This window comes from Moorena sp. SIO4A1 (genome assembly GCF_010672065.1).
Classification (GTDB): domain Bacteria; phylum Cyanobacteriota; class Cyanobacteriia; order Cyanobacteriales; family Coleofasciculaceae; genus Moorena.
Map to the genome: position 1 here is coordinate 1 of NZ_JAAHHX010000073.1, position 21,554 is coordinate 21,554.

A 21,554-nucleotide genomic window follows, 5' to 3' on the forward strand; every position below is an offset into this window, starting at 1 on the left:
ATCCCCCTAGTCATACCTCTCCTGTTTCAGGAGGCTCCTCCTAGGAACGAGCCGCACTCCCACATCGCCTTTCGGCAAAGCCGACGCTACGCGAACAGGAAAATCCCGACGGCTCCATTGAAATCTCTAGGGATTTCGTATCCGCAACGTGGACATTGAAAATTCTTAGAACTACCAAGTTTTCTATGAATGTGTCCGCACTTTGTACAAGTCTTGGAGGTATATTCCTCTGTTATCCTCACTAATTTGGAACCATAACGGTTGCACAAATGCTCTAAAATCTGAGAGAACTGATAAAAAGCCCATGTCATCATCGCCCTAGCTGTCTTGCTTTTTAGTTTTCGCTTCTTTTTGACAACCATCTGCGACGTCTCAAAGGTAGGTAAGACGATCACATCGTAGTTTCTTGCCAAAAACGATGCTACTTGTTTGTGCAATTCAGTTCTCAGACTTCTGATCTTAGTTCTGAGTCTTTCCATAGCTATCCTTAGCTTGTATCGGCGACGTTTGTGTGTGCTTCCTTTTGATTTGTCATGCTCACTTTTTAACTTATCTAGATGGGAACAAAGTTTAGCTATTCTCTGAAAATCATTATTTGCGAACTCCAAGAAATCCGTGCCGTCAAACCCAGTCATGAACGTCCTAACTCCAGGATCTAAAGCTATCACTTTCTTGGTTTCAGTAGGCTCAATGTCAAACTCTACTGGAAAGTGCGCGAACCATCTCCCTTTGTTATAAGTAAGTTCAGTAGAACCATCAGTTAGTACACAGAAATCCTGACCTTTGAATTCGGGTTTTGGCAGATGTTTGGTTTTGGAAACCATCCACCGGCCAGCCTTGTAAGCCGTAGGGTCAAACTGGATCGTCAGATGATGATCTCGCACGCTACGAAATTTACCTATTTTTAATCCAGCTTGTGGGTTTGGCAAAAGGTTCTTCCCTTTCCCAACAGACTTCGGTTGTTTGGCGGTCTCTTTCCACGCCGTATAAGCCTCCATTGAAGCGTTATCTAAAATTTTGGAGACGTTTAAATCTCTGCACCACTGCGGAATAAGTCCGGATTGTTTCAACCAAGTTCTAAAGCCATGTTTTCCTCCTTTCTTTCCGACTTTTGTGTACCCCTGGTTCCGATTGAGCTGCTCGATCGATATGTTATAAACCTTGCGAACAGCAGAAACCCATTTTTTCCAGATCTTCTCAAGTTCTTTGCTTGGGTAAACTCGGTAACTCACTGTCTTCAAGGATTTTTCCCTTGTACTTCCTGAGTCCGTAGAGCCTACAACTGAAGACGTGGATAATTGCGAGAACATCTTCAACCATCTCTTGTTCTGGGCTGAGGTTCTTTTCGTCGAGAACCAATATTTTAGTTTGGAATTTAGAGCACAACCATGAGATAAGATCGAATCCAAAGCGACAGAGCCGATCTTTGTGGGCAACGACAATATACTTGCAAGTGCCGCTGAGAACTCTGTCCAATAGGGAGTGAAGACCTTTTCTTTTGAAGTTGAGACCGCTGCCGATGTCTCGGATGACTTCTGCGTCTGGGTAACGAGACTTAAGAAACTGTACTTGTTGATCGAGATCATCTCTTTGAGAGCGGCTTGAAACCCTTGCATATAGGATTGCTGCTCTTTCGTCTCTATCTGTTTTTTTTGTTGAAATAGAGACAACTGAGTCAAGATTGTATCTTCTTTGTCCTCCAGGGGTTTTAATTCCTTGGATTTTGCCTTCGTCAAGCCACCTTTCAAGTGTCCTGGTACTGACCCCGAGCCTGGTAGCAGCGACTCGGGGAGGAACATATTTAATTTGTTCATTCATTGACACATCTGGTTCAGTACACTGACATTATCGAACAAGATGTCGAAAAATGTCAAATATGTCGGGAAAAATATTTATCAGGACTTAACTCCTTTGGAAGTGCTTCAACCCTCCATCGCTGCTCTAACCCAAGCCTATCTTACCGCTTTTCCCGGGATTGAGTCGGCTCGTCCCAACTGGCTTAAACGAGTAGTTCAGTTTACCGGTTTGGCACTGATTCACCAAATTCAGGCAATGATTTACTATCAGAAATCCTTCGACAATACTGGAATCTGTATGCTCCAGGTTGCCAAAAGTCTACTCTGCCGACCACAACAATCTGTGCCAACAGTTTTTGGGATCTCAGAATCAGAACTGATATCAAATCCGGTAATCCCCTAGAAAGGGTGCATCTCAGTTTTGCAATTAGGCAAAAATTCCGGCGAAAATTCCCACACTTCCCGCGCCCCCGCCCCACACTACCCACACTTACCACACTACCCACACTTACCACGCTACCCACACTTACCATCTTTTTTACAAATATGAGATGCACCCGGTATATTTACCGTCTTCAAGAAAAATTCATCAAAAATTTTTAGCTCTGTCAGGATTTTATGAAAAACTCGTGAAAGTTGTATTAGTCATTCATCCGGGATTACACAGAACACTAATTGACCAAGGTCACTGCTCATAAATGAGTAATACTAAATGGTTACTTATATGGTAACGATATAAAATTATAAATGGGGAATTTGTATCCATTTTTTTTTACCACAGGTTAATTTCCGACGATTTTAAATATACCTATTACTCCGTAAAAATTTAATTGAGGGCTAAACTAGGCTTTTCTATACTAGGCACCCTTAACCAAGGCATTAGGAATCAATAATTAAAACCTAAAACCTTACTATAACCCTCAACCCAAAATTCAAAGAGTCATAAAAATTCTGACATTGCCTGAATCAAGGGCAGAGGAGCCGTACGTCTAGGTACGGTAAAAACCTAGGGTGTTCATAGGATTGCGAAACTTTACACACAATTCCTACATAGTTAAAATATACTCTCTAAAAAATGACGATTTAATCGACATTATAATTCCTATTATATCATGATGCAGTCAAGGTTAAAGACTTCTTCCCAGGCAGGGTTTATCAATGAAGCTGCTGTAGTCCAGTTACCGATCCGCCTGAGCAGACTCGAAGCAATAGAATTTAAAGAAACCTGTGATCAGCTTCTCCAAAAACCTTATTGTCCTAAGCTTATCATTGCTGACTTGAGTCAGACAGGGTTTATCGATAGTAGCGGAATTGGTGCCTTAGTCAGGAATCACAAAATCACTCAGGAAAACGGGGTCTCACTAATACTAAGGGGTATAACTCCTCCAGTTATGGCTGTGTTGGTCATGACTGGGCTAGACAAAAAATTAATTCTAGACCCCCTAGATAACCTAACAACAATAGCTGTCAATTGGTCAAAGGCTCAGTTACCCACAACTCACCCATCTACAAGCTCTTGGGCTAAGCGATGCTTAGACATAGTGGGGGGAATAGTAGGTTTAGGAATTACTGCCATATTATTTATTCCCATTGCGATCGCGATTAAACTCGACAGTCCTGGCCCAATCTTCTTTAGTCAAATTCGCTGTGGTTGGATGGGTAAAAGATTTCGGATCTGGAAATTCCGCTCGATGTATACTGATGCTGAAGCCCAGAAAGATAGCGTTCAAAATCAAGCTAAGGATGCCAAGATATTCAAAAACGAAAATGACCCTAGAATCACCAGGGTGGGTCGGTTTTTGCGGAAAACTAGTTTGGATGAACTACCTCAGTTCTGGAATGTCATTAAAGGTGAAATGAGTTTGGTAGGTACTAGACCACCGGTACCTAAGGAAGTGGAAATCTATGAGGTTCCCGAGTGGCAACGGTTGAATGTTAAACCGGGAATGACTGGAGAGTGGCAGGTGCATGGGCGATCGCAAGTTCGGGATTTTGCAGATATAATTAAACTGGATTTACGCTACCAACGAAACTGGAGCTTAATGTATGACATTAAGCTCATTATCAAAACAATTTTTATCTTGTTGTCGAAAAATAATGGAGCCGTTTAGGCTCAAAAATATCTTGGTAAAATTCCGGATACAAATTAAATCTAATGGTAAATAGATTAGAGTATTCTCTAGCAATAGGTTTTCCATTAAACAAGCATGAAAGTTGCCCTAGTTCATGATTATCTAACGCAAAAGGGTGGAGCAGAACGGGTATTTGAACTGCTTTGTAAGCGCTTCCCTAGTGCTGATGTGTTCACATCCTTGTATGATGCCCAGAACACCATTGACCTAGGTGAGCGCCTAGTGCATACCACCGGACTTCAGAACATTCCAGGGTCAACGAAATACTTCAGACTCTTGGCTCCGTTTTACTATCCAGCTTTTCGAGCCTTGGATTTAGAAAATTACGATTTGATTATCAGTAGTTGTTCAAGCTTCGCAAAGGCGGTCAAGAAAAAATTAGGAGCCAAGCATGTTTGCTTTTGCCACAATGTCACCCGTTTTTTGTGGGATACGCAAACTTACCTCAAGGAGTATGGAGAATATAGAGCGTTTTCTCCTGTAATTGATAAAGTCTTCCAATTGATCAGAAAAGTAGACCTGGACTATGCCCAGGAGCCGGACATTTACATTGCTAACTCGACCACTGTCGCTCGGCGTATCCAGAATATCTATGGTAAGCCAGCCATGACGGTCAACTATCCAATTAATAGCCATAAATTTGTGTTTTCCGACCAAAAGGAAGACTTTTACCTAGTATCATCTCGTTTACTGGGTTACAAGCGTATCGATCTGATTATCGAGGCGTTTAATTGGCTAGGCTGGCCCTTATTAGTATCTGGTGATGGTCCAGAGCGAGAGCGTCTAGAATCTAAAGCTTTGGACAATATTCGATTCTTGGGATACGTCAGCGATAAACAGCGTTGTCATTTGATGGCAAAAGCTCGTGGGGTGATCGTGGCGGCTTTAGAAGATTACGGTTTAGTGCCAATCGAAGCCAACGCCAGTGGTACCCCAGTAATTGCCTACGGTGCAGGTGGTGTTTTGGATACTCAGATACCAGGGACGACAGGGGTGTTTTTTCAACGGCAAACACCGGAAGCACTCCAAGCTGCACTACTTGAGGCTAGGGAAATTCCCTGGAATTATGCCAAAATCCGAGACCATGCCCTGAGTCATTTCACTGAAGACGTTTTCTTTAACAAAGTTGGGCAAATTATTGATAAAACCGTCAGCGGGCAGCCTGTTAATTTGAGCTATTCCTTTCCCCATTCAACCAAGGTTCCCACTTTAGCTACGTGACAGGATAGTGGCTGGACTGATTTTAGATTTTAGATTTTGGATTTTGGATTTTGGATTTTTTCGTTGATTTCTTTGGATTTATACTGGTCGATACTCCAAAATCATCAGATCCAATCTGGTGGACTAATCAATATAGTCCTGCTCGGGTGACTGCTGATGGGTAATAGATAATATCATGTCCGGTTGACTACTTCTTTTTATACCCTTTCTCTAAAAGGGATGCAACCTATGATTGTCGGTTCATTGGTAATGGGTAATGGGTAATGGGTAATCAGGCTCCAAGTCCTAATTTCCCATTCCCAAAAGGTAGGTAAAATTTGTTGCAGGTATCCTGGATAATTTTACTGACCAAATATTTTTCATACTTCAAGGGCAATTTTTCAAGGGTTAATGGTTAATTTTAAATTAACTTTAATGAAAATCAAAATAACACAACCCTAGGGAAGATTAACAACGTGATTAACCGAATTTTATCTAAACCGATTACTAATCATACCGGGACTAGTTTAGACTTGATTCACTGGACTTGATATCAATTAAAAATCCAATCCAAACTTGTCAATCATTAATCTAAAATCCCATGAAGGAACTTGATTTAAACGGAGCAGCTGAAACAGATGCAGGGTATGGCCAACTGTTGGCAGTTTTGTGGCGCAGACGCTTGTGGATTATAAGTGTACTGTTGACAAGCTTGCCGATTGCCTTCTATCTCACTCTGAAGAAAGAGCCGACTTATATCAGCTCTCTACAGCTGTTGGTGGAGCCTAATTATATAGATAAAACACGAGGAATCGAGAGTCAGTTTACTGAGTCCACTGTTGATATCGATTATGCTACTCAGTTACAGCTGATGCGTAGTTCTGAATTGATTCAACGAGCAGTGGATTTGCTTCGTGATGACTACCCAGATATCACAGTCGGTGATATTAGAGGCTCCTTAAGATTAGCTCAAGTACTGCAGGGTAAAACCGAAACTAAGGTATTTCAAGCGGTCTACACAAGCAATGACCGGATTAAAACTCAAAAAGTACTGCAAGCTATTCAAAAGGTTTATCAAGATTACAACCTAGAGCAGCAGGAAATGCGGTTGAATAAAGGTCTTGCTTTTATCAATCAGCAGTTGCCAACAGCTCGTAATAATCTTGAGCAAGCTGAGCAACGGCTAGAGCAGTTTCGCAAGAGCAAAAACCTGATTGATCCCTCACAACAAGCTCTAGCTGTCAGTCAAACTCTGAATGGGATTGAACAGGAGCGCCGAGCCATCCGCGCTCAGTACATGGAAACTCAAACTCGCTACCAGGCTGTTCAGCAAAAACTGGCTCGTTCACCGCAAAATGCCTTGACATCGTCCCGCTTGAGTCAATCTGGGCGCTATCAAAATTTGCTCAATGAAATCCAAAGAATAGAACTGGCTTTGGTGGAGCAAAGTCGGATTTATACTGAAGCTCATCCTAGTATTCAAAAATTAATTGAACAGCGTCAGAGTGTGTTTGCGCTCTTGCAGGAAGAGACTAGACGGGTTTTAGGGCAAGTTCCGACTCAACTGGTTACCACTGGAAGTAACCTCCTGACAGAAGGACAGCTCGGTGGTGTTGATATCAATCTGGTCAACGAACTGATCACCTCGCAAATTAATCTAGTGAGTCTACAAACTCGTGATCAAGCCCTGGCCAAAACAGAGCAGGAAATCCGTATCCAACTCAGGGAATTTCCAGCCCTGATTGCTCAGTACAATCGTCTACAACCGCAAGTAGCCATTCAACAAAATACTCTGCAGCAGCTACTACAAGCACGGCAGGAGTTAAGCATCGAATTGGCTCGGGGGGGATTTAACTGGCAAGTTGTAGAAGCACCTTTACCGGGCTCGAAGACCGGTCCTAATATGACCCAAGACCTATTATTGGGTGCAGTGGTTGGGTTATTTCTCGGTGGTGTGGCTGCCTTTGTGCGGGAAGCCATGGATGATGGAATTCATACCTCTGATGATCTGAAAAATCAAGTGGCTCTACCCTTGCTAGGTATGATTCCAGAATTGCCAGAGGGTAAAATCAGTAAACCTGTTCTGAATCTTAGCTTGAGCCAGTCCGAGAAAGCACTTCCGATGATGGAACTGTTGGGATGGCGACCATTTCAGGAAGCACTGGACATGATTTATGTGAATATCCAGTTGCTCAATTCTGGTTCTGAGTGGAAATCCCTGATGGTTACGTCAGCGCTATCTGGTGAGGGCAAGTCAACTCTGGCGTTGGGTTTAGCCTTGAGTGCTGCTCGTTTACATCGACGAGTACTGCTAATTGATGTAGATATGCGCCGTCCGAGGTTGCACCAACAACTTGGCCTCTCCAATCAGGAAGGACTTTCTACTTTATTGGAAGATGATACTGCTACACCCAGCCCAGTTAGTATCTCACCTTTGGGGTCAACCATTGATGTTTTGACTGCTGGACCAACCCCAATTGACCCAGTTAAGCTGTTGGGTTCTAAACGGATGAAGAACTTAATGGCAGAGTTTCAGCAGACCTATGATCTGGTGTTGCTGGATACTCCCCCAGTGTTAGGTATGGTGGATGCACTCCAAGCAGCATCTTTGTGCCAAGGTGTGCTGATGGTAGGACGCCTAGAGCGAGTTACTCAATCTCAACTCACCCAGGCTACTGCTATACTCAGGAATTTAAACCTGATTGGAATCATTGCTAACGGGGTCAAGAGTTCTAATCAGAACTACGCTTACTATGGTTCGCGAAACAGCCATGGTGCTATTGAACCAAAGCAGCCTGTATCTGATCTTCCAGTGTCTCCACAACTAGAGCGTCAGTTAAGCAATCATGTCAAGTCTCGTTGAATTTTTTGGTTAATTGCTAATTGAAACTTGCTCATTAACAAGTTTCAAGTTTCAATTAACGAACACCTGAGAATGATACGTATTAAACCTGAGACTATCTAACCTTTGACTTTTGATTTTCGTGAAATGGAGTAACTATTGATGACGACTTCCAGAATCATACTAACAACCTCCAAAATCTCAATCCTAGATATCGATGATGAGCCAGAAGCACTCAGTTCTTTGCCTCCCTGCAAGCTCAAGTGGCGACAGAAACAGTTGTGGGTACTCCCTATCAAAAAAAATGAACAGCATTATTTACCTCCATTGCAAAGTCAGTCCTGGTTAAGTAATTGCTTGCAACGCTCGTCGGTAGGGCTGGTTTGTATCGACCCCAATCTGGGTGAAACAGGGTTAAAAGTTTGGACCAATGCCTGTGAGCAAGCGAAGAAGAAAGCTGTTCTAAGGGTACCGTTCAACTCAGAATTGTCTAGTAGGGAAAAACTATTCCGATCTCGACTAAGGCGGGTGATGGATTCGAGTTTAGCTGCTCTATTGCTACTGATTCTGAGTCCAGTGCTCCTGGGATTGATGTTGCTGATAGCGATTTTTTCACCAGGACCAGTCTTTTCTCGGCAATTGCTGGCTGGAGAACGGGGTAAGCTGTTCCAAGTGATTAAATTTCGCACTGAAGCTATACACAAAGGCAAAGTCACGTCTAAGATGACACATTTTGGAAAGTGGCTGCGTCAATATTGTCTGGATGGACTACCGCAGTTAGTGAATGTACTAAGGGGTGAGATGAGTTTAGTCGGACCACGTCCTTGGAAACTGGATGAGGTGATTCGGATGACCCAGGAGGAGCGGCGACAGCTGAGGTTGTTGCCAGGAATGATCAGGCTTCACCAAGAAGATATGCGATCGCATGTGTTCGATTCTCAAAGTACTCCAGTGCTGTAATAGCAATCCCTGTAGGAATTGTGAGAATTTTTGATGCCATATTCCCTACTCCCTACTCCCTACTCCCTACTCCCTACTCCCTGTAAAGTTAATAACTTCCTAACTTATTAAGTTATTAATTGCAATTTTCAATTTTGATTTGCCTTTGTGTTCATCCCGTACATTAGCAAACTAATTACTCTAATCAGAGTTGTGAGAAATCGTGACAGACATTAAACGAGCATTAATCACTGGCATTACCGGTCAAGATGGGTCTTATCTAGCGGAACTGCTGCTGGAAAAAGGGTACGAAGTCCATGGCATTATCCGACGCACGTCTACCTTCAACACAGATCGTATCGACCACATCTACCAAGACCCCCACAATCCCCAGACACGGTTATTTCTCCATTACGGAGACCTGACTGATGGCTTGACACTACAACGCATCCTAGAAGACGTGCAGCCGATAGAGGTGTACAACCTCGGAGCTCAGTCCCATGTGCGGGTCAGCTTTGATTCACCAGAATACACCGTCGATGCCACAGGTATGGGAACCCTGCGTTTGTTGGAAGCGGTACGGCACTATCAACAGCGGATTGGCTCTCAGGTACGCTTTTACCAGGCTGGCTCTTCTGAAATGTTTGGGCTAGTGCAGGCTGTCCCTCAGTCTGAAACTACACCGTTTTATCCCCGTAGCCCTTATGCCTGTGCAAAAGTTTACGCCCACTGGCAAACGATTAACTATCGCGAATCCTATGGGCTATTCGCCTGTAATGGTATTTTGTTTAACCACGAAAGTCCCCGGCGCGGCGAAACCTTTGTCACTCGCAAAATTACCCGTGCTTTGGCGCGCATTGTAGCTGGTCAGCAGAAGAAACTTTACCTGGGCAATCTCGATGCCAGACGGGACTGGGGCTATGCCAAGGATTATGTTCGCGCTATGTGGCTAATGCTGCAACAAGACGAACCCGATGACTATGTTGTTGCTACCGGTCAAACTCAATCAATTCGGGAGTTTCTCGATATTGCCTTTGGCTTAGTGAATTTGGATTGGCAGCAATACGTTGAAATCGATCCACGGTACTTTCGACCTGCTGAAGTAGACCTGTTGTTAGGTGATGCCACCAAGGCTAATACCATACTAGGTTGGCAACCTTCAGTGAGCTTTAAACAACTGGTTGAAATCATGGTTAATGCTGACCTTCAGGCACTAGGTATCATGCCTGTCACCTCTTGTACTCAATCTGCTGATACTGCCTTTATTCGTGAGGTTGTTACCGCTGGTAATCCCTAGTAATGATATGGTCTAATCCCATTTTTAGTAATGGATTAGAGAGATAGTTAGTCGCCCTTTGGGTAATGGGTAACGGGTAATGGTTAACGGGTAATTGGGAATTGGTAATTGAGAAAAAGACTATTGCTGCTGTGAAACACTACGAGGAGAGCGCAATTCCCCATTATCCATTACCTATTAACAGACTAGTATAAGACGTTGTTGATGGATTAGCGTTGCATAAAATAAGCGATTATCCGTAGGATACGCTACGCGAACGCACTGTCTTAGAAGCAGGAATTACGCACCAAGAGCCTTAAAACCTGGTTTCTCGCTATAAATCAAAGCTCCAGAGAATTATGTGATTGCTTCCGGAGTGAATCACTCCGTTCGTGAATTAGTAGATTGTGCTTGTAGTAACGTTGGTCTTGATTATCAAGATTTTGTGGAAGTTGATCAGAGGTTTTATCGTCCAACCGAAACAGTGCCCCTTTGTGGGGATAGCTGGAAAATTCGGGATGAGCTGAATTGGAAGAGTAAAAATAAATTTCCTGATATTGTCGCGGAAATGGTGGAGAGTGATCTTAGTTTTTTTAGCTAAACTTGTTTAAGTTAAGCATACCCCCCATCAAAATAGGTCTAAATAAAACCAGTGATTATTCTATATAGAATTGCTGAAATAAAGCTTATTGATTCTGTAATCAGATTTACAAAATCAACTAAATTGTGGCAAGACAACCACTTCATATTAAGGGAATTTAAATTCCTTAAACAAGCTGCTTTTTTTGCTATTGTTTTAACGATACTTGCTTCACTATTTGAAGGATTTGGATTAGGGTTTATCCTAAATTTTTTACAAAATCTAACCGACCCTAATGCTACCCCAATTCAGACAGGTATTAACTGGTTCGATATATCGGTACTTGGAGTAAATAGACCGTTCAATGATAGAATTTACCGGATATCTGCTCTAATTCTGATCACAACCTGGTTCCGTTCAGCCTTTATGTTTGGTGGACGCAGGTACAGCATGATAACTCAGATGAATTTGTTAGATAGGCTGCGCAAGAAGCTATTTGAGCAACTTCAACGGCTGAGTTTGGGTTACTTTTCTCATAGTCGTTCTGGAGCGCTAGTTTACAGTCTAACTACCGAACTAGAAAAAATTAATCAAGCTTTTGATGTGACAGCTTTTATGTTGACTAGAGTTTCTCTTCTAGTTGTCTATGTCACATCAATGTTCTTGCTTTCTTGGCAACTTTCCATTGCCTCATTAATGCTCTTTAGCCTGATGAGTGTTGGTCTTTCTAACTTGGTTAAAAGGGTGCGAGAGACAAGTTTTGATGTTTCAAAGGCAGGCAGTAACTTTACATCAGTTGCTGTAGAGTTTATCAATGGCATTCGCACAGTTAAGGCATTTGCAAGTCAAGAATTTGAGCGTAGACGATTCTATAACGCTAGCGAAAACGTTGCAAACATCACTATCAAATCTGCATCATTTGGGTATGCCATAGAACCGATTGGGGAAAGCTTAGCCACCACAATTCTGATCGGCATGATTATTGTAGCATTTACCATCTTCGTTCCTAATGGACAGATGCAGGCAGCTTCATTACTCACCTTCTTGTTTGTTTTGTTTCGTCTGATCCCGATTATACGTCTGATTAATAATGCCAGAGGGCGTCTTGGGGAATTCACCGGACCAATGAATAACATTAAAGAGCTGCTGAGAACTGACAACAAACCATACTTGCAGAATGGTAACGTGCAATTTTCAGGATTGCAGCGAGCCATTGAGTTTGCTTCGGTGGATTTTGGTTACGATCCCTCTAACCTAGTACTGCACGATATTACCTTAACTATCAACAAAGGAGAGACAACAGCCCTGGTCGGTGCTTCTGGTTCAGGTAAAACAACCCTTGCTGACTTAATTCCCCGATTTTATGACCCAACCGCAGGTAAAATTATCATTGATGGCACTGACTTACAAGAGTTTGACATCAACTCTGTGCGTCGTAAACTAGCTATTGTTAGTCAGGATACATTTATTTTCAACACCTCTGTTCGCAATAACATTGCTTATGGTTCAGAACAGGCAGATGACCTGGCAATTCGAGAAGCCGCAAAACTTGCCAATGCATTAGACTTCATCCTAGATTTGCCTGAAGGTTTTGACACGCAACTGGGTGATCGGGGAGTTCGATTATCTGGAGGTCAACGTCAACGGCTGGCAATTGCTCGTGCTTTACTGCGAGCACCAGAGATTCTGATCTTAGATGAGGCAACTAGTGCCTTAGATTCTGTGTCTGAGCGCCTGATTCAGGAGTCCTTAGAAAAACTTGCTGTAGGACGGACAGTAATTACCATTGCCCATCGCTTATCGACCATTGCCAAAGCTGATAAGGTAGTCGTTCTCGAACAGGGGCGAATTGTGGAGCAAGGAAAGTATCAAGAGTTACTCGAAAAGCGCGGTAAACTTTGGAAATATCACAAGATGCAGCATGAAGTTGGTCAAACAAATTAAGACTAGCTAGTAGCAATTATCAATGTCCAACTCTAGTAGTAACTATCATTGATTGCTTGTCAATATTATCGGAGTATTAACATGTTCGTAATTGTTAGAAAAACAGGTCAATTAGGCAATAGAATGATGCTATTTGCCAACTTTATGGCTTTTGCATTGGAATACAACTTCAAAGTCATAAATCCTGCCTTTGATGAATATGCAGTTTTTTTTGAGGGAACCCATAACGATTTTTTTTGTCGATACCCTGCCCAAAAATCAGTTCTTAAAGGCAATAGTCTTAAACTGAAAAGAAATTTTCATAGATTCGTTTACCATTCAACCCGCTTATTGGTTAAAGATTATACAGATTTGAAGTTCTCCAATATAAATATTTTAAGAGATACTGGAGTACACAAAGCTGTAATTTTTAATGATAAATTTGCCAAGTTTTTTAGTGAAAAAAACTTAGTATTTATTCATGGATATTGGTTTAGAAATTCTGTACTCTTTTTGAAGTATGCAGAAACAATAAGGAAGTTTTTTACGCCAATACAGCAACATACTCAAACGATAAACCAACTCGTAAGTAACCTAAAAAAATCCTGTGACATTCTGGTTGGGGTTCACATTAGACAGGGGGATTATAAAAAATTGCTAGGAGCAAAATATCTCTATACTACTGATGAATATGTCAGTTTGATGAAAAAAACAGAAGCTCTTTTCAATGGAAAAAAAGTCAAATTTTTAATATGTTCAAATGTGCCCCAGGACAGAGAGAAATTCTCAAAATTAGATTTCGCTTTTGCCAACAACCACATTGTAGAAGATATGTACTCACTTGCTCAGTGTGACTATATCATAGGTCCCCCAAGTACCTATAACATGTGGGCTGCTTTTTATGGACGGGTACCTTTGTACTGGATTGAAGATCCCAATGCTGACATATCCTTAGACAGTTTTCAAATTTATGATGTGCCACTAGATGTCGCTCCTCCAATTTCATTTGCACAGTAATTAATTCCTTATTACAACCAGAGGCAAGATAACAAGGATATGTCAAACCATCAAGAAGCGCAAGAGCCGCTAGTCAGTGTTATCATCCCCACCTATAACCGCTTGATATACCTCAAGCAAGCAGTTGAAAGCGTACTCCAGCAGACCTACAAAAATCTTGAAATTATCGTTTCTGACGATTGTAGCCCTGAGAATCCGCAAGCTATGATTGAGTCCTTTCAAGATGCTCGGATCCGATTCCGTCGGAACTCAAAGAATCTAGGAAATGGTCCCAATGTTGCTGGCGCATTTAAACAAGCTCAGGGAAAATATGTAGCAAGTCTCAATGACGATGACCTGTGGAATCCAGACTTTTTAGAAAAGCTAGTTCCTCCCCTAGAAGCGAATCCAAATGTAGTTGTAGCTTTTTGCGACCATTATATTATCGACGCAGATGGCGTAATTAATTATGCAACTACTGAAGAACATACCCGGCTTTGGAAGCGTGACCAACTTAAAGCAAAGGTATACCAGCCGTTCTGTACTATCGGACTAGTAGACCAAGCAGTGTCTCCTGCATCCTCTGCTTTGATTCGCAGGGACAAGGTTAATTGGGATGAACTGTTGTCAGTGGGGGTCTATTGGGATTACTACCTAACCTATCTAGCTTGCCGCAGTGGTGATGGCGCGTACTACTATCCAGAAAGACTGACTCGATACCGCGTGCATGAGTTATCTGAAACCCATATCAGTGGGAGTGGAAACGCCAAGGCTCAGATCCGCAAAGGCAAATCCGGTATTTTTTGCTACGAACACTTTTTAGCAGATGCTCAATTACAAAAGCATCGGAGTTACTTTACCCAGAAATTAGCACAAGCGAACACAACTCTGGGTATTGGACTGATACGGGATGGACGGTTAGCAGAAGCACGCCCCTATCTTTTTCGTGCCTTGAGTCAAAATTTCAGTCTGCGAACTGTAGCAGCTCTCATGCTCACCGTTATACCTCAACAATTAGCAAATCCTTTCGAGATATCTTCCAGAGGGGAAATTATCCAACAGACAAAAGTACATTCAAAATTACATTAATAATTTCAGTAATTACCATGACTATTTCAACACCAGAAAACGTAAAAGAAGTTCTTCATAACTCTCTAGGACAGTTAGACAAATTTGAAGAATGTATACTGCTAGACAATCCTGATCATTACAATATTGGCGACCACCTGATTTGGTTAGGCTCTGTACTCTTTTTGACAGATACCTTAAAAACGAAAATCAAGTATGCCACTGGTATTAACGGTTTCTCTGATGCCAGCCTAAAAAAAATTGATCAATGCCCCATAATCTTTAATGGAGGAGGCGCATTAGGTGATCTATATGAAGGTTTTCAAAATTTTAGAGAATCGATCATAGAAAACTATCGAGATCGACCAATTATTATTTTTCCTCAGACTATTTATTTTAAAAATCCCGAAAACCTCAAAAAAGCAGCAAAAGTTTTTAACTCCCATCCTAACCTAACCCTATTTACCCGAGATCAAGTCAGCTATGAAATTGCTCTTAAAAATTTCTGGAATTGTCGGGTGATTAAAGCCCCTGATATGGCATTTCAAATGGCTGGTCTATCTACTGACTCTATCCAGCCTGCTCAAGACAATTCTAGTCTTTATCTTTCCCGAAAGGATCAAGAACTTAAGGCCACTAGTAACCTGAGTCTTTCTTCTAAGATACAAAATCTCGTATTAGAAGACTGGGTTTCAGATAGATGGACTCTAAGAACTACTAAGCAACTCTCTAAAGGTTGGTATTGGCGTATCCCAGGATTGGTCAGAATAATTCGGGAAGTTTATGAGCGAGGATTAGCAACTCCTAAAGAATGGTTATCCCGACAAAACTGGAAGTATTTTCATACTAATACTGCGAAATTTAAAACAACCCATAACTCCCAAATTAATCTAGCATCTTGGGGCCTGATGCACAGCGGCATCTATCAATTCAAAAGGCATCGTTTAATTATCACTAATCGTTTGCATGGTCATATCCTTAGTACTCTTTTAGAGATTCCTCATATCTTTCTTCCTAACTCTTATTACAAGAATGAAGCATTTTACGAAGCATGGACTTCACAAATTCCCTTCGCCCGGTTTATAAAAGAACGCTCAGAACTTGAAGTAGCTGTAGAAGAAATGTTAGAGTCCTATCCTTTATAAATAGGACTTAAGTAATAGATAGTACTTAAGTAGTAGGGGGCGTTAATAACACATTCCACAGGTATAGTTACTGGGTAAGGCTTGATAGATAAAACGCGAATAAAATTCGCTAATATTTAAACCTAAGAGTCAATCATGACTAAAATTGTTTACCTAATTGCTTCTCATAGCAATCCAGACCAAATTGTCAGACTAGTCAAGAAACTTAAGACTGGTAACCCTGAGTCCCAGGTCTTAATTCACCATGATCAATCTAAGTCGAGCCTTAGCCCAACTTCTTTTGAGCATATCAACAATGTTCACATCCTGGAAGACTATGTTCCAGTTGAGTGGGCAGATTTTTCTATGGTGGAAATGGAACTTCGCTGCATCAACTGGTTAATAGATAATTCTGTGACATTTGACTGGTTAATCTTCCTCTCTGGTCAAGACTATCCCCTTCAGCCAATCAGCCAAATCGAGCAGTTCTTGCAGAACACCGAATATGACGGATTTATGGAATATTTTCCGGTACAAGAACCACCAGAAACAGCTTGGCAGTGGGGCAAAGATTTGGGCATAGAGCGCTATTTTTTTCGCTACTATAAGCTGCCAGCTAGTCTAAAGACTATAGTATATAAACTATATCGTGTTGTCAATTGGCAGCCCCTAGTCCGGATCAGGGCTGGTAAGTTTGGTGCCAGAATAGCAATCCGTTGCGTTTCAACACCTTTCACTCCAGAGTTTCAGTGCTACGCGGGTTCTCAGTGGCACACACTTTCCTATCGCTGTATTCAATATATCCATCAATTTGTTCAGCGTAACCCAGCATTTGTAGAACACTATCGAAACACACTCGTACCAGATGAGTCTTTCATCCAGAGCATCCTGCTCAACCAGTCGATGCTAAAAATAGTCAATGATAACAAACGTTATATCTCTTGGACTCCTCCCTATCCAGCCATAATGGGTGTCCAAGATTTTGAGTCAATGATTACCTCTGGTAAGCACTTTGCCCGCAAGTTCGATGACAAAGTAGATGCCAAAGTTCTCGATATGCTTGACAAACATCTTGGGTAAGATGGGAAGAATAGGGAAGAATCTACCTATAGTCATTCTGATTTCTCTAAGGTTTACAGCAAGTTTCGCCCCCCTAGCCCCCCAATTCTGGGGGTAAATTGAGTTAAAGTCCCCCAGAATTGGGGGATTTAGGGGGCTTGCAGCTGTCGTTAGTGAGGTCAATTCATCTGAAAACGGCTGTAAATTAGGATTACTAGATCAGGTAGTTAAAGACTTCTGCGAAGGATGCACTAGTCAGAGTTTTCGATAATTTTAACAGGATAGCTACTTATGAAACTCTGTATCGTTACCCACAAAGTCATGAAAAATGATGGCCAAGGTCGAGTCAACTATGAAGTCGCCAAAGAAGCCATTCGTCGCGGTCATCAGGTCACCTTATTAGCCAGTAATGTCGCCCCAGAACTCCAGCAGAGTAATCAGGTAAACTGGATTTTGATTCCAGTTAAAAGGTGGCCAACAGCACTAATTCGTCATCTGGTCTTTTCCTGGCGGAGTGGCAATTGGTTAAATCAACACCGTAGTGAGCTCAACTTAGTAAAGGTTAACGGGTCCATTACCAGAGCTGGCTCAGATGTGAATGCTGTACATTTTGTCCACAGTTCTTGGTTGCGATCGCCTGCCCATACCTCTCGGCTACGTCGGGATTTGTATGGTCTTTACCAGCGGCTAGTTACAACCTTGAATGCCCATTGGGAAAAAAAATCCTTCCGTCAGGCAAAAGTAGTAGTCGCAGTTTCCGGAAAGGTCAAGAAAGAATTAGTAGACATTGGTGTACCCCCTGAATCCATTCGGGTGATTGTGAATGGTGTTGACTTACAAGAATTTTATCCCGGTGTGGCTGACCGCAAACAATTGGGTCTTCCCGAGGGAGTGCCTTTAGCATTTTTTGCTGGAGACATCCGAACACCTCGGAAGAACTTGGATACAATTTTGCACGCCTTAGTCCAAGTGCCTGAGTTACACCTAGCTGTTGCTGGCATCACAGAAGGTAGTCCCTATCCTCAGCTAGCCGCAACCCTAAATGTGAGCGAACGGGTACATTTTCTCGGGTACCGACGTGACCTCCCTGAGATTATGCGGGCGGTGGATTTATTTGTTTTCCCATCCCGCTATGAAGCTTGCACACTAGTGCTCCTAGAAGCAATGGCTTCTGGCTTGCCAGTGATTACAGCAAGCACAGCCGGGGGGGCTGAATTAGTTACCCCAGCCTGCGGAGTGGTCTTGTCTGACCCCAACGATACCCAGGCTTTGGCAAAGGAGTTAAGTCTTCTGGCTACTAATCCTGAAAAAAGGAAACAGATGAGCCAAGCTGCACCAAAGATAGCCGCCCAATACAGTTGGGAAAAGATGGCACAAAGCTATGTGGATTTATGTGAAGAACTGATCAAGTAGTCTAAATTTAATGTTTCGCAAAGGGAGCAGGGACTTCGGAGCAGGGGGTAGGGAATATGGCATCAAAAATTATCACAATTCCTAAACGGATCCCTATTGTAATTGATTGGTTTTTGTTGAATGTTGACTGTTGACTGTCAACGGCTAACAGTAGTACCGACTCTGGTCGATAAGTGGTCTTTAAGCAATTATTTTATGCTCTGGCAAGATAAAAAGGTGATAGTATAATATTTGTCTGGTAAATCAGGACTATTGAAACAATTTGTTAATTTTTTTTTAGTCAATAAATAACCCTATAGAGCCTTTTTGGTAAAATGACCGGATAGCTATTTGTTGCTGTTGAATAAAAAAATAGCACTTTTGACGAAGGAAAATTAAACAGTTCTTACGGTTATTTGATTGTAATATAATTTTCGTATAAAGGAACTACTCCTGATGCAGGACATGAAACCAGTTGCTATTTGCATTCCTACCTATAATCAAGCCCAGTACTTATGGGAGTCAGTGGGTAGCGCTTGCCGTCAAACCTATCCTAATGTGGAAGTTTGGGTGTCAGACGACGCTAGCACTGATGAAACCCCTGAGGTTATGGCACAACTATGCCAGCAGTTTCCTCAAGTACGGTACTATCGACAGCCTAAAAACCTAGGTATGGCGGCTAACAACAATTGGGTTTTGAAACAGCCAAACACTGAATTTATTGTTCGTTTGGATTCAGATGATGCCCTGTTACCCAACTATGTAGAAACGTTACTACCCCTGCTAGAGAACCATCCAGAGGCGGGTTATGCCCATAGTGCTGTGCAAGAAATTGATGAACGCAGTCACAATCGAGCTGTGCGACGTATTGCAAGACAGCACGAGTTTCAGAGCGCAGACGAATCACTACTAGCCGCAGTTTTTGGGGTAAAAGTAGCTGCCAATATCGCTATGTTTCGGGCTGAAGCGTTGCCAGCAGTTAGGTTTTATGAAGATAGTCCCGATTTTGTACAGGACTATAACATGTGGGTCAGAATGGCAGATGCGGGTTATGGAAACGTTTATGCCAATGAGATATTAGCCTGTTATCGCGTTTGGACTGATGCTAAAAATCTACGTCCTAAGCGCAAAAATATTGAATTAAAAGGATGTATTCGGGTTTTTGAAGACAGTATCTTTCCTGCTTTTAAGCGACGGGGTTGGGATACAAAGGTGATTGAGCAGCAGCGTCGTAAACTGGCCTTAAGACACACAGCATACTGTTATCGTCCACTCTTCAATGAGGTAGAACGCACCGAGCTGATTGCTTTATTGAAAGAGTTAGGAGATTCACCAGCTTTGCGATTTCGCATGTTCTTATCGAAATTGGGCTTTCGTCCTGTCTTTGAATGGACAATTTATATGGAATTACAGTTGAAAGGTATGGTAAAAGGTTGGTTAAGTACTCTACAGAGTTATTTACGGTCTCAAACAGCAGGATAGTAATCTGTTTAGAATGTAGAATGAAGAATTGAGAATTGAGAATTGAGAATTGAGAATGAAGAATTAAAAATTAAGAATTTAGAATTTAGAATTTAGAATTCTGCATTCTGCCTTCACCATTCTGCCTTCACCATTCTGCCTTCACCATTCTGCCTTCACCATTCTGCCTTCACCATTCTGCCTTCACCATTCACCATTCTTCATTCTTCATTCTTCATTCTTCATTCTTCATTCTGCATTCTTCATTCTTCATTCTTCATTCTTCATTCACCATTCTGCATTCACCATTCTGCATTCTGACAAACAACCTTTAAGCGTCTAACCTACCCTACGGGAACGCCAAAGGCGAACAACCGTCTAACCTTGGCCTATTGGCCACGCTTCGCGAACAACCTTCAACCAAATAACCTTCAACTTTCCAACCTAACTCAACCGTAGAAGAAATGAGAATCACTGTTATAGTCCCCACCTATCGCCGTCCAAAAGACCTAGAACGGTGTTTAAAGGCCCTGGAGAAGCAAACTCGACCAGCGGATGAGGTCTTGGTGATTGTACGGGATACTGATGCTGAAACTTGGGAGTTTCTTGAAGCATTCAACCCTGAGGTTTTACCCATGCGTCCTGTGAAATTAAGTATTCCGGGGCAAGTGGCCGCTCTCAACGCAGGTCTTGATGCAGCACAGGGAGATATTATTGCCATTACCGATGATGATGCTGCTCCCCGTAGCAATTGGTTAGCTTATATTGAAACTCACTTTCTGTCCGATCACCGGATCGGGGGTGTCGGTGGACGGGATTGGGTACATCTGGGTAACTACCTGGAAAATGGTGCTAAAGAACGAGTAGGTCGAGTGCAATGGTATGGAAGGGTGATTGGTAATCATCACCTGGGGGTAGGTTTACCTCGCGAGGTGGATATCCTTAAGGGAGCTAACATGAGCTATCGACGAACTGCTATATCCGGTTTGCGCTTTGATCAGCGTCTGCGAGGGACGGGAGCTCAAGTCCATAATGATCTGGGGTTTAGTCTAGCCCTAAGAAAAGCGGGTTGGAAGCTGATTTATGACCCAGGGGTAGCAGTAGACCACTATCCAGCACAGCGTTTTGATGAGGATCAGCGAGGCATAGTTTTTAGCGATACTGCCCTAATTAATGCGGCACATAATGAAACTATAGTTTTGTTAGATTACTTCCCTGTTCTACAAAGGATTATATTTATAGTTTGGTCAACATTGGTCGGAACGCGAGTTCAACCGGGTTTCCTACAATGTTTGCGGTCTTTCCCCAAGGAAGGACTTTTAGCAGGACAAAAGTGGCTTGCTTCTTTGCGTGGACGTTGGCAGGGTTGGTTGAGCTGGAAAAATTGCTTAGGCTAGCAAAAGGGACTGTGGAAGGTTATTTGGTTGAAGGTTGTTCGCGAAGCGTGGCCAATAGGCCAAGGTTATTTGGTTGAAGGTTGTTCGCGAAGCGTGGCCAATAGGCCAAGGTTATTTGGTTGTTCGCCTTTGGCGTTCCCGTAGGGTAGGTTATTTGGTTGTTCGCCTTTGGCGTTCCCGTAGGGTAGGTTATTTGGTTGACTGTTGACTAAATGTGGAAAGGGAATAGCAGATCTCGGAATACGAAATATTGAAAACTGCTGTATATCTAAATATTATGTCACGATAATTATCCTTAATCAAAATCTTCTCCATCTCCCCATCTCCCCATCTCCCCATCTCCCCATCTCCCCATCTCCCCACACTCCC

18 protein-coding genes are annotated in these 21,554 nt (G+C 42.4%); 15 read left to right on the forward strand and 3 right to left on the reverse strand.

Annotated features, from left to right (window positions below):
* Positions 1-86: 86 nt before the first annotated feature.
* Together F6K53_RS29975 and F6K53_RS29980 are read right to left on the reverse strand one after the other, a co-directional pair.
* Complete coding sequence (locus tag F6K53_RS29975; protein WP_293068214.1) at positions 87-1,310, reverse strand: transposase; 1,224 nt, start codon at positions 1,308-1,310, stop codon at positions 87-89.
* The gene (locus F6K53_RS29980; RefSeq protein ID WP_293068218.1) at positions 1,198-1,818 is read right to left on the reverse strand and encodes an IS607 family transposase; all 621 of its coding nucleotides are present in this window, start codon (positions 1,816-1,818) and stop codon (positions 1,198-1,200) included. Before F6K53_RS29980 ends, F6K53_RS29975 begins: the two co-directional genes overlap by 113 nt.
* Before the next feature lie 39 nt (positions 1,819-1,857).
* Here F6K53_RS29980 and F6K53_RS29985 point away from each other — a divergent pair, with 39 nt between their 5' ends.
* From F6K53_RS29985 to F6K53_RS30055, 15 genes are all read left to right on the forward strand, one after another.
* Entirely contained in the window at positions 1,858-2,199 is a 342-nt protein-coding gene (locus F6K53_RS29985; RefSeq protein ID WP_293068221.1) for a hypothetical protein, read from the forward strand.
* A gap of 712 nt (positions 2,200-2,911) precedes the next feature.
* The gene (locus tag F6K53_RS29990; protein WP_293036910.1) at positions 2,912-3,907 is read left to right on the forward strand and encodes a sugar transferase; all 996 of its coding nucleotides are present in this window, start codon (positions 2,912-2,914) and stop codon (positions 3,905-3,907) included.
* A gap of 96 nt (positions 3,908-4,003) precedes the next feature.
* Positions 4,004-5,149 (forward strand): glycosyltransferase, encoded by a 1,146-nt coding sequence (locus F6K53_RS29995; protein WP_293020021.1) that lies wholly within the window; start codon positions 4,004-4,006, stop codon positions 5,147-5,149.
* A gap of 580 nt (positions 5,150-5,729) precedes the next feature.
* Positions 5,730-7,991, forward strand: a complete 2,262-nt coding sequence (locus tag F6K53_RS30000) for a polysaccharide biosynthesis tyrosine autokinase (RefSeq protein ID WP_293068224.1) — start codon at positions 5,730-5,732, stop codon at positions 7,989-7,991.
* Between the two features lie 141 nt (positions 7,992-8,132).
* Positions 8,133-8,930: a heterocyst development glycosyltransferase HepC gene (gene hepC / locus F6K53_RS30005; protein ID WP_293020017.1), complete on the forward strand. Its 798-nt coding sequence runs from the start codon at positions 8,133-8,135 to the stop codon at positions 8,928-8,930.
* 202 nt (positions 8,931-9,132) lie between these two features.
* Positions 9,133-10,206, forward strand: a complete 1,074-nt coding sequence (gene gmd / locus F6K53_RS30010) for a GDP-mannose 4,6-dehydratase (protein WP_293068227.1) — start codon at positions 9,133-9,135, stop codon at positions 10,204-10,206.
* 319 nt (positions 10,207-10,525) lie between these two features.
* Positions 10,526-10,786 (forward strand): GDP-mannose 4,6-dehydratase, encoded by a 261-nt coding sequence (locus tag F6K53_RS30015; protein ID WP_293020034.1) that lies wholly within the window; start codon positions 10,526-10,528, stop codon positions 10,784-10,786.
* A 51-nt stretch (positions 10,787-10,837) separates the two neighbouring features.
* Positions 10,838-12,709 (forward strand): heterocyst formation ABC transporter subunit HepA, encoded by a 1,872-nt coding sequence (hepA, locus tag F6K53_RS30020; protein ID WP_293068230.1) that lies wholly within the window; start codon positions 10,838-10,840, stop codon positions 12,707-12,709.
* An 81-nt stretch (positions 12,710-12,790) separates the two neighbouring features.
* Positions 12,791-13,705: an alpha-1,2-fucosyltransferase gene (locus F6K53_RS30025; RefSeq protein ID WP_293068233.1), complete on the forward strand. Its 915-nt coding sequence runs from the start codon at positions 12,791-12,793 to the stop codon at positions 13,703-13,705.
* Between the two features lie 39 nt (positions 13,706-13,744).
* Positions 13,745-14,773: a glycosyltransferase family 2 protein gene (locus tag F6K53_RS30030; RefSeq protein WP_293020013.1), complete on the forward strand. Its 1,029-nt coding sequence runs from the start codon at positions 13,745-13,747 to the stop codon at positions 14,771-14,773.
* Between the two features lie 17 nt (positions 14,774-14,790).
* Positions 14,791-15,897, forward strand: a complete 1,107-nt coding sequence (locus tag F6K53_RS30035) for a polysaccharide pyruvyl transferase family protein (RefSeq protein ID WP_293020012.1) — start codon at positions 14,791-14,793, stop codon at positions 15,895-15,897.
* Positions 15,898-16,032: 135 nt separating this feature from the next.
* The gene (locus tag F6K53_RS30040; protein ID WP_293020011.1) at positions 16,033-16,956 is read left to right on the forward strand and encodes a beta-1,6-N-acetylglucosaminyltransferase; all 924 of its coding nucleotides are present in this window, start codon (positions 16,033-16,035) and stop codon (positions 16,954-16,956) included.
* Positions 16,957-17,226: 270 nt separating this feature from the next.
* Positions 17,227-18,348 (forward strand): glycosyltransferase family 4 protein, encoded by a 1,122-nt coding sequence (locus F6K53_RS30045; RefSeq protein WP_293083193.1) that lies wholly within the window; start codon positions 17,227-17,229, stop codon positions 18,346-18,348.
* Positions 18,349-18,783: 435 nt separating this feature from the next.
* A complete protein-coding gene (locus F6K53_RS30050; RefSeq protein ID WP_293020009.1) occupies positions 18,784-19,809 on the forward strand; it encodes a glycosyltransferase family 2 protein in 1,026 nt (341 codons plus the stop codon).
* 443 nt (positions 19,810-20,252) lie between these two features.
* Entirely contained in the window at positions 20,253-21,185 is a 933-nt protein-coding gene (locus tag F6K53_RS30055) for a glycosyltransferase family 2 protein (RefSeq protein ID WP_293020007.1), read from the forward strand.
* A gap of 189 nt (positions 21,186-21,374) precedes the next feature.
* Here the strand turns inward: F6K53_RS30055 and F6K53_RS30060 are convergent, their stop codons facing one another.
* A complete protein-coding gene (locus tag F6K53_RS30060; RefSeq protein ID WP_293020006.1) occupies positions 21,375-21,548 on the reverse strand; it encodes a hypothetical protein in 174 nt (57 codons plus the stop codon).
* Positions 21,549-21,554: the final 6 nt, after the last annotated feature.

Excerpts from the sequence above, each read along its gene's own strand:
- F6K53_RS29975 (WP_293068214.1), bottom strand. The coding sequence starts at position 1,310 with ATGTTCTCGCAATTATCCACGTCTTCAGTTGTAGGCTCTACGGACTCA.
- F6K53_RS29980 (WP_293068218.1), bottom strand. The coding sequence starts at position 1,818 with ATGAATGAACAAATTAAATATGTTCCTCCCCGAGTCGCTGCTACCAGG.
- F6K53_RS29985 (WP_293068221.1), top strand. The coding sequence starts at position 1,858 with ATGTCGAAAAATGTCAAATATGTCGGGAAAAATATTTATCAGGACTTA.
- F6K53_RS29990 (WP_293036910.1), top strand. The coding sequence starts at position 2,912 with ATGCAGTCAAGGTTAAAGACTTCTTCCCAGGCAGGGTTTATCAATGAA.
- F6K53_RS29995 (WP_293020021.1), top strand. The coding sequence starts at position 4,004 with ATGAAAGTTGCCCTAGTTCATGATTATCTAACGCAAAAGGGTGGAGCA.
- F6K53_RS30000 (WP_293068224.1), top strand. The coding sequence starts at position 5,730 with ATGAAGGAACTTGATTTAAACGGAGCAGCTGAAACAGATGCAGGGTAT.
- hepC (WP_293020017.1), top strand. The coding sequence starts at position 8,133 with ATGACGACTTCCAGAATCATACTAACAACCTCCAAAATCTCAATCCTA.
- F6K53_RS30025 (WP_293068233.1), top strand. The coding sequence starts at position 12,791 with ATGTTCGTAATTGTTAGAAAAACAGGTCAATTAGGCAATAGAATGATG.
- F6K53_RS30030 (WP_293020013.1), top strand. The coding sequence starts at position 13,745 with ATGTCAAACCATCAAGAAGCGCAAGAGCCGCTAGTCAGTGTTATCATC.
- F6K53_RS30035 (WP_293020012.1), top strand. The coding sequence starts at position 14,791 with ATGACTATTTCAACACCAGAAAACGTAAAAGAAGTTCTTCATAACTCT.
- F6K53_RS30040 (WP_293020011.1), top strand. The coding sequence starts at position 16,033 with ATGACTAAAATTGTTTACCTAATTGCTTCTCATAGCAATCCAGACCAA.
- F6K53_RS30045 (WP_293083193.1), top strand. The coding sequence starts at position 17,227 with ATGAAACTCTGTATCGTTACCCACAAAGTCATGAAAAATGATGGCCAA.
- F6K53_RS30050 (WP_293020009.1), top strand. The coding sequence starts at position 18,784 with ATGCAGGACATGAAACCAGTTGCTATTTGCATTCCTACCTATAATCAA.
- F6K53_RS30055 (WP_293020007.1), top strand. The coding sequence starts at position 20,253 with ATGAGAATCACTGTTATAGTCCCCACCTATCGCCGTCCAAAAGACCTA.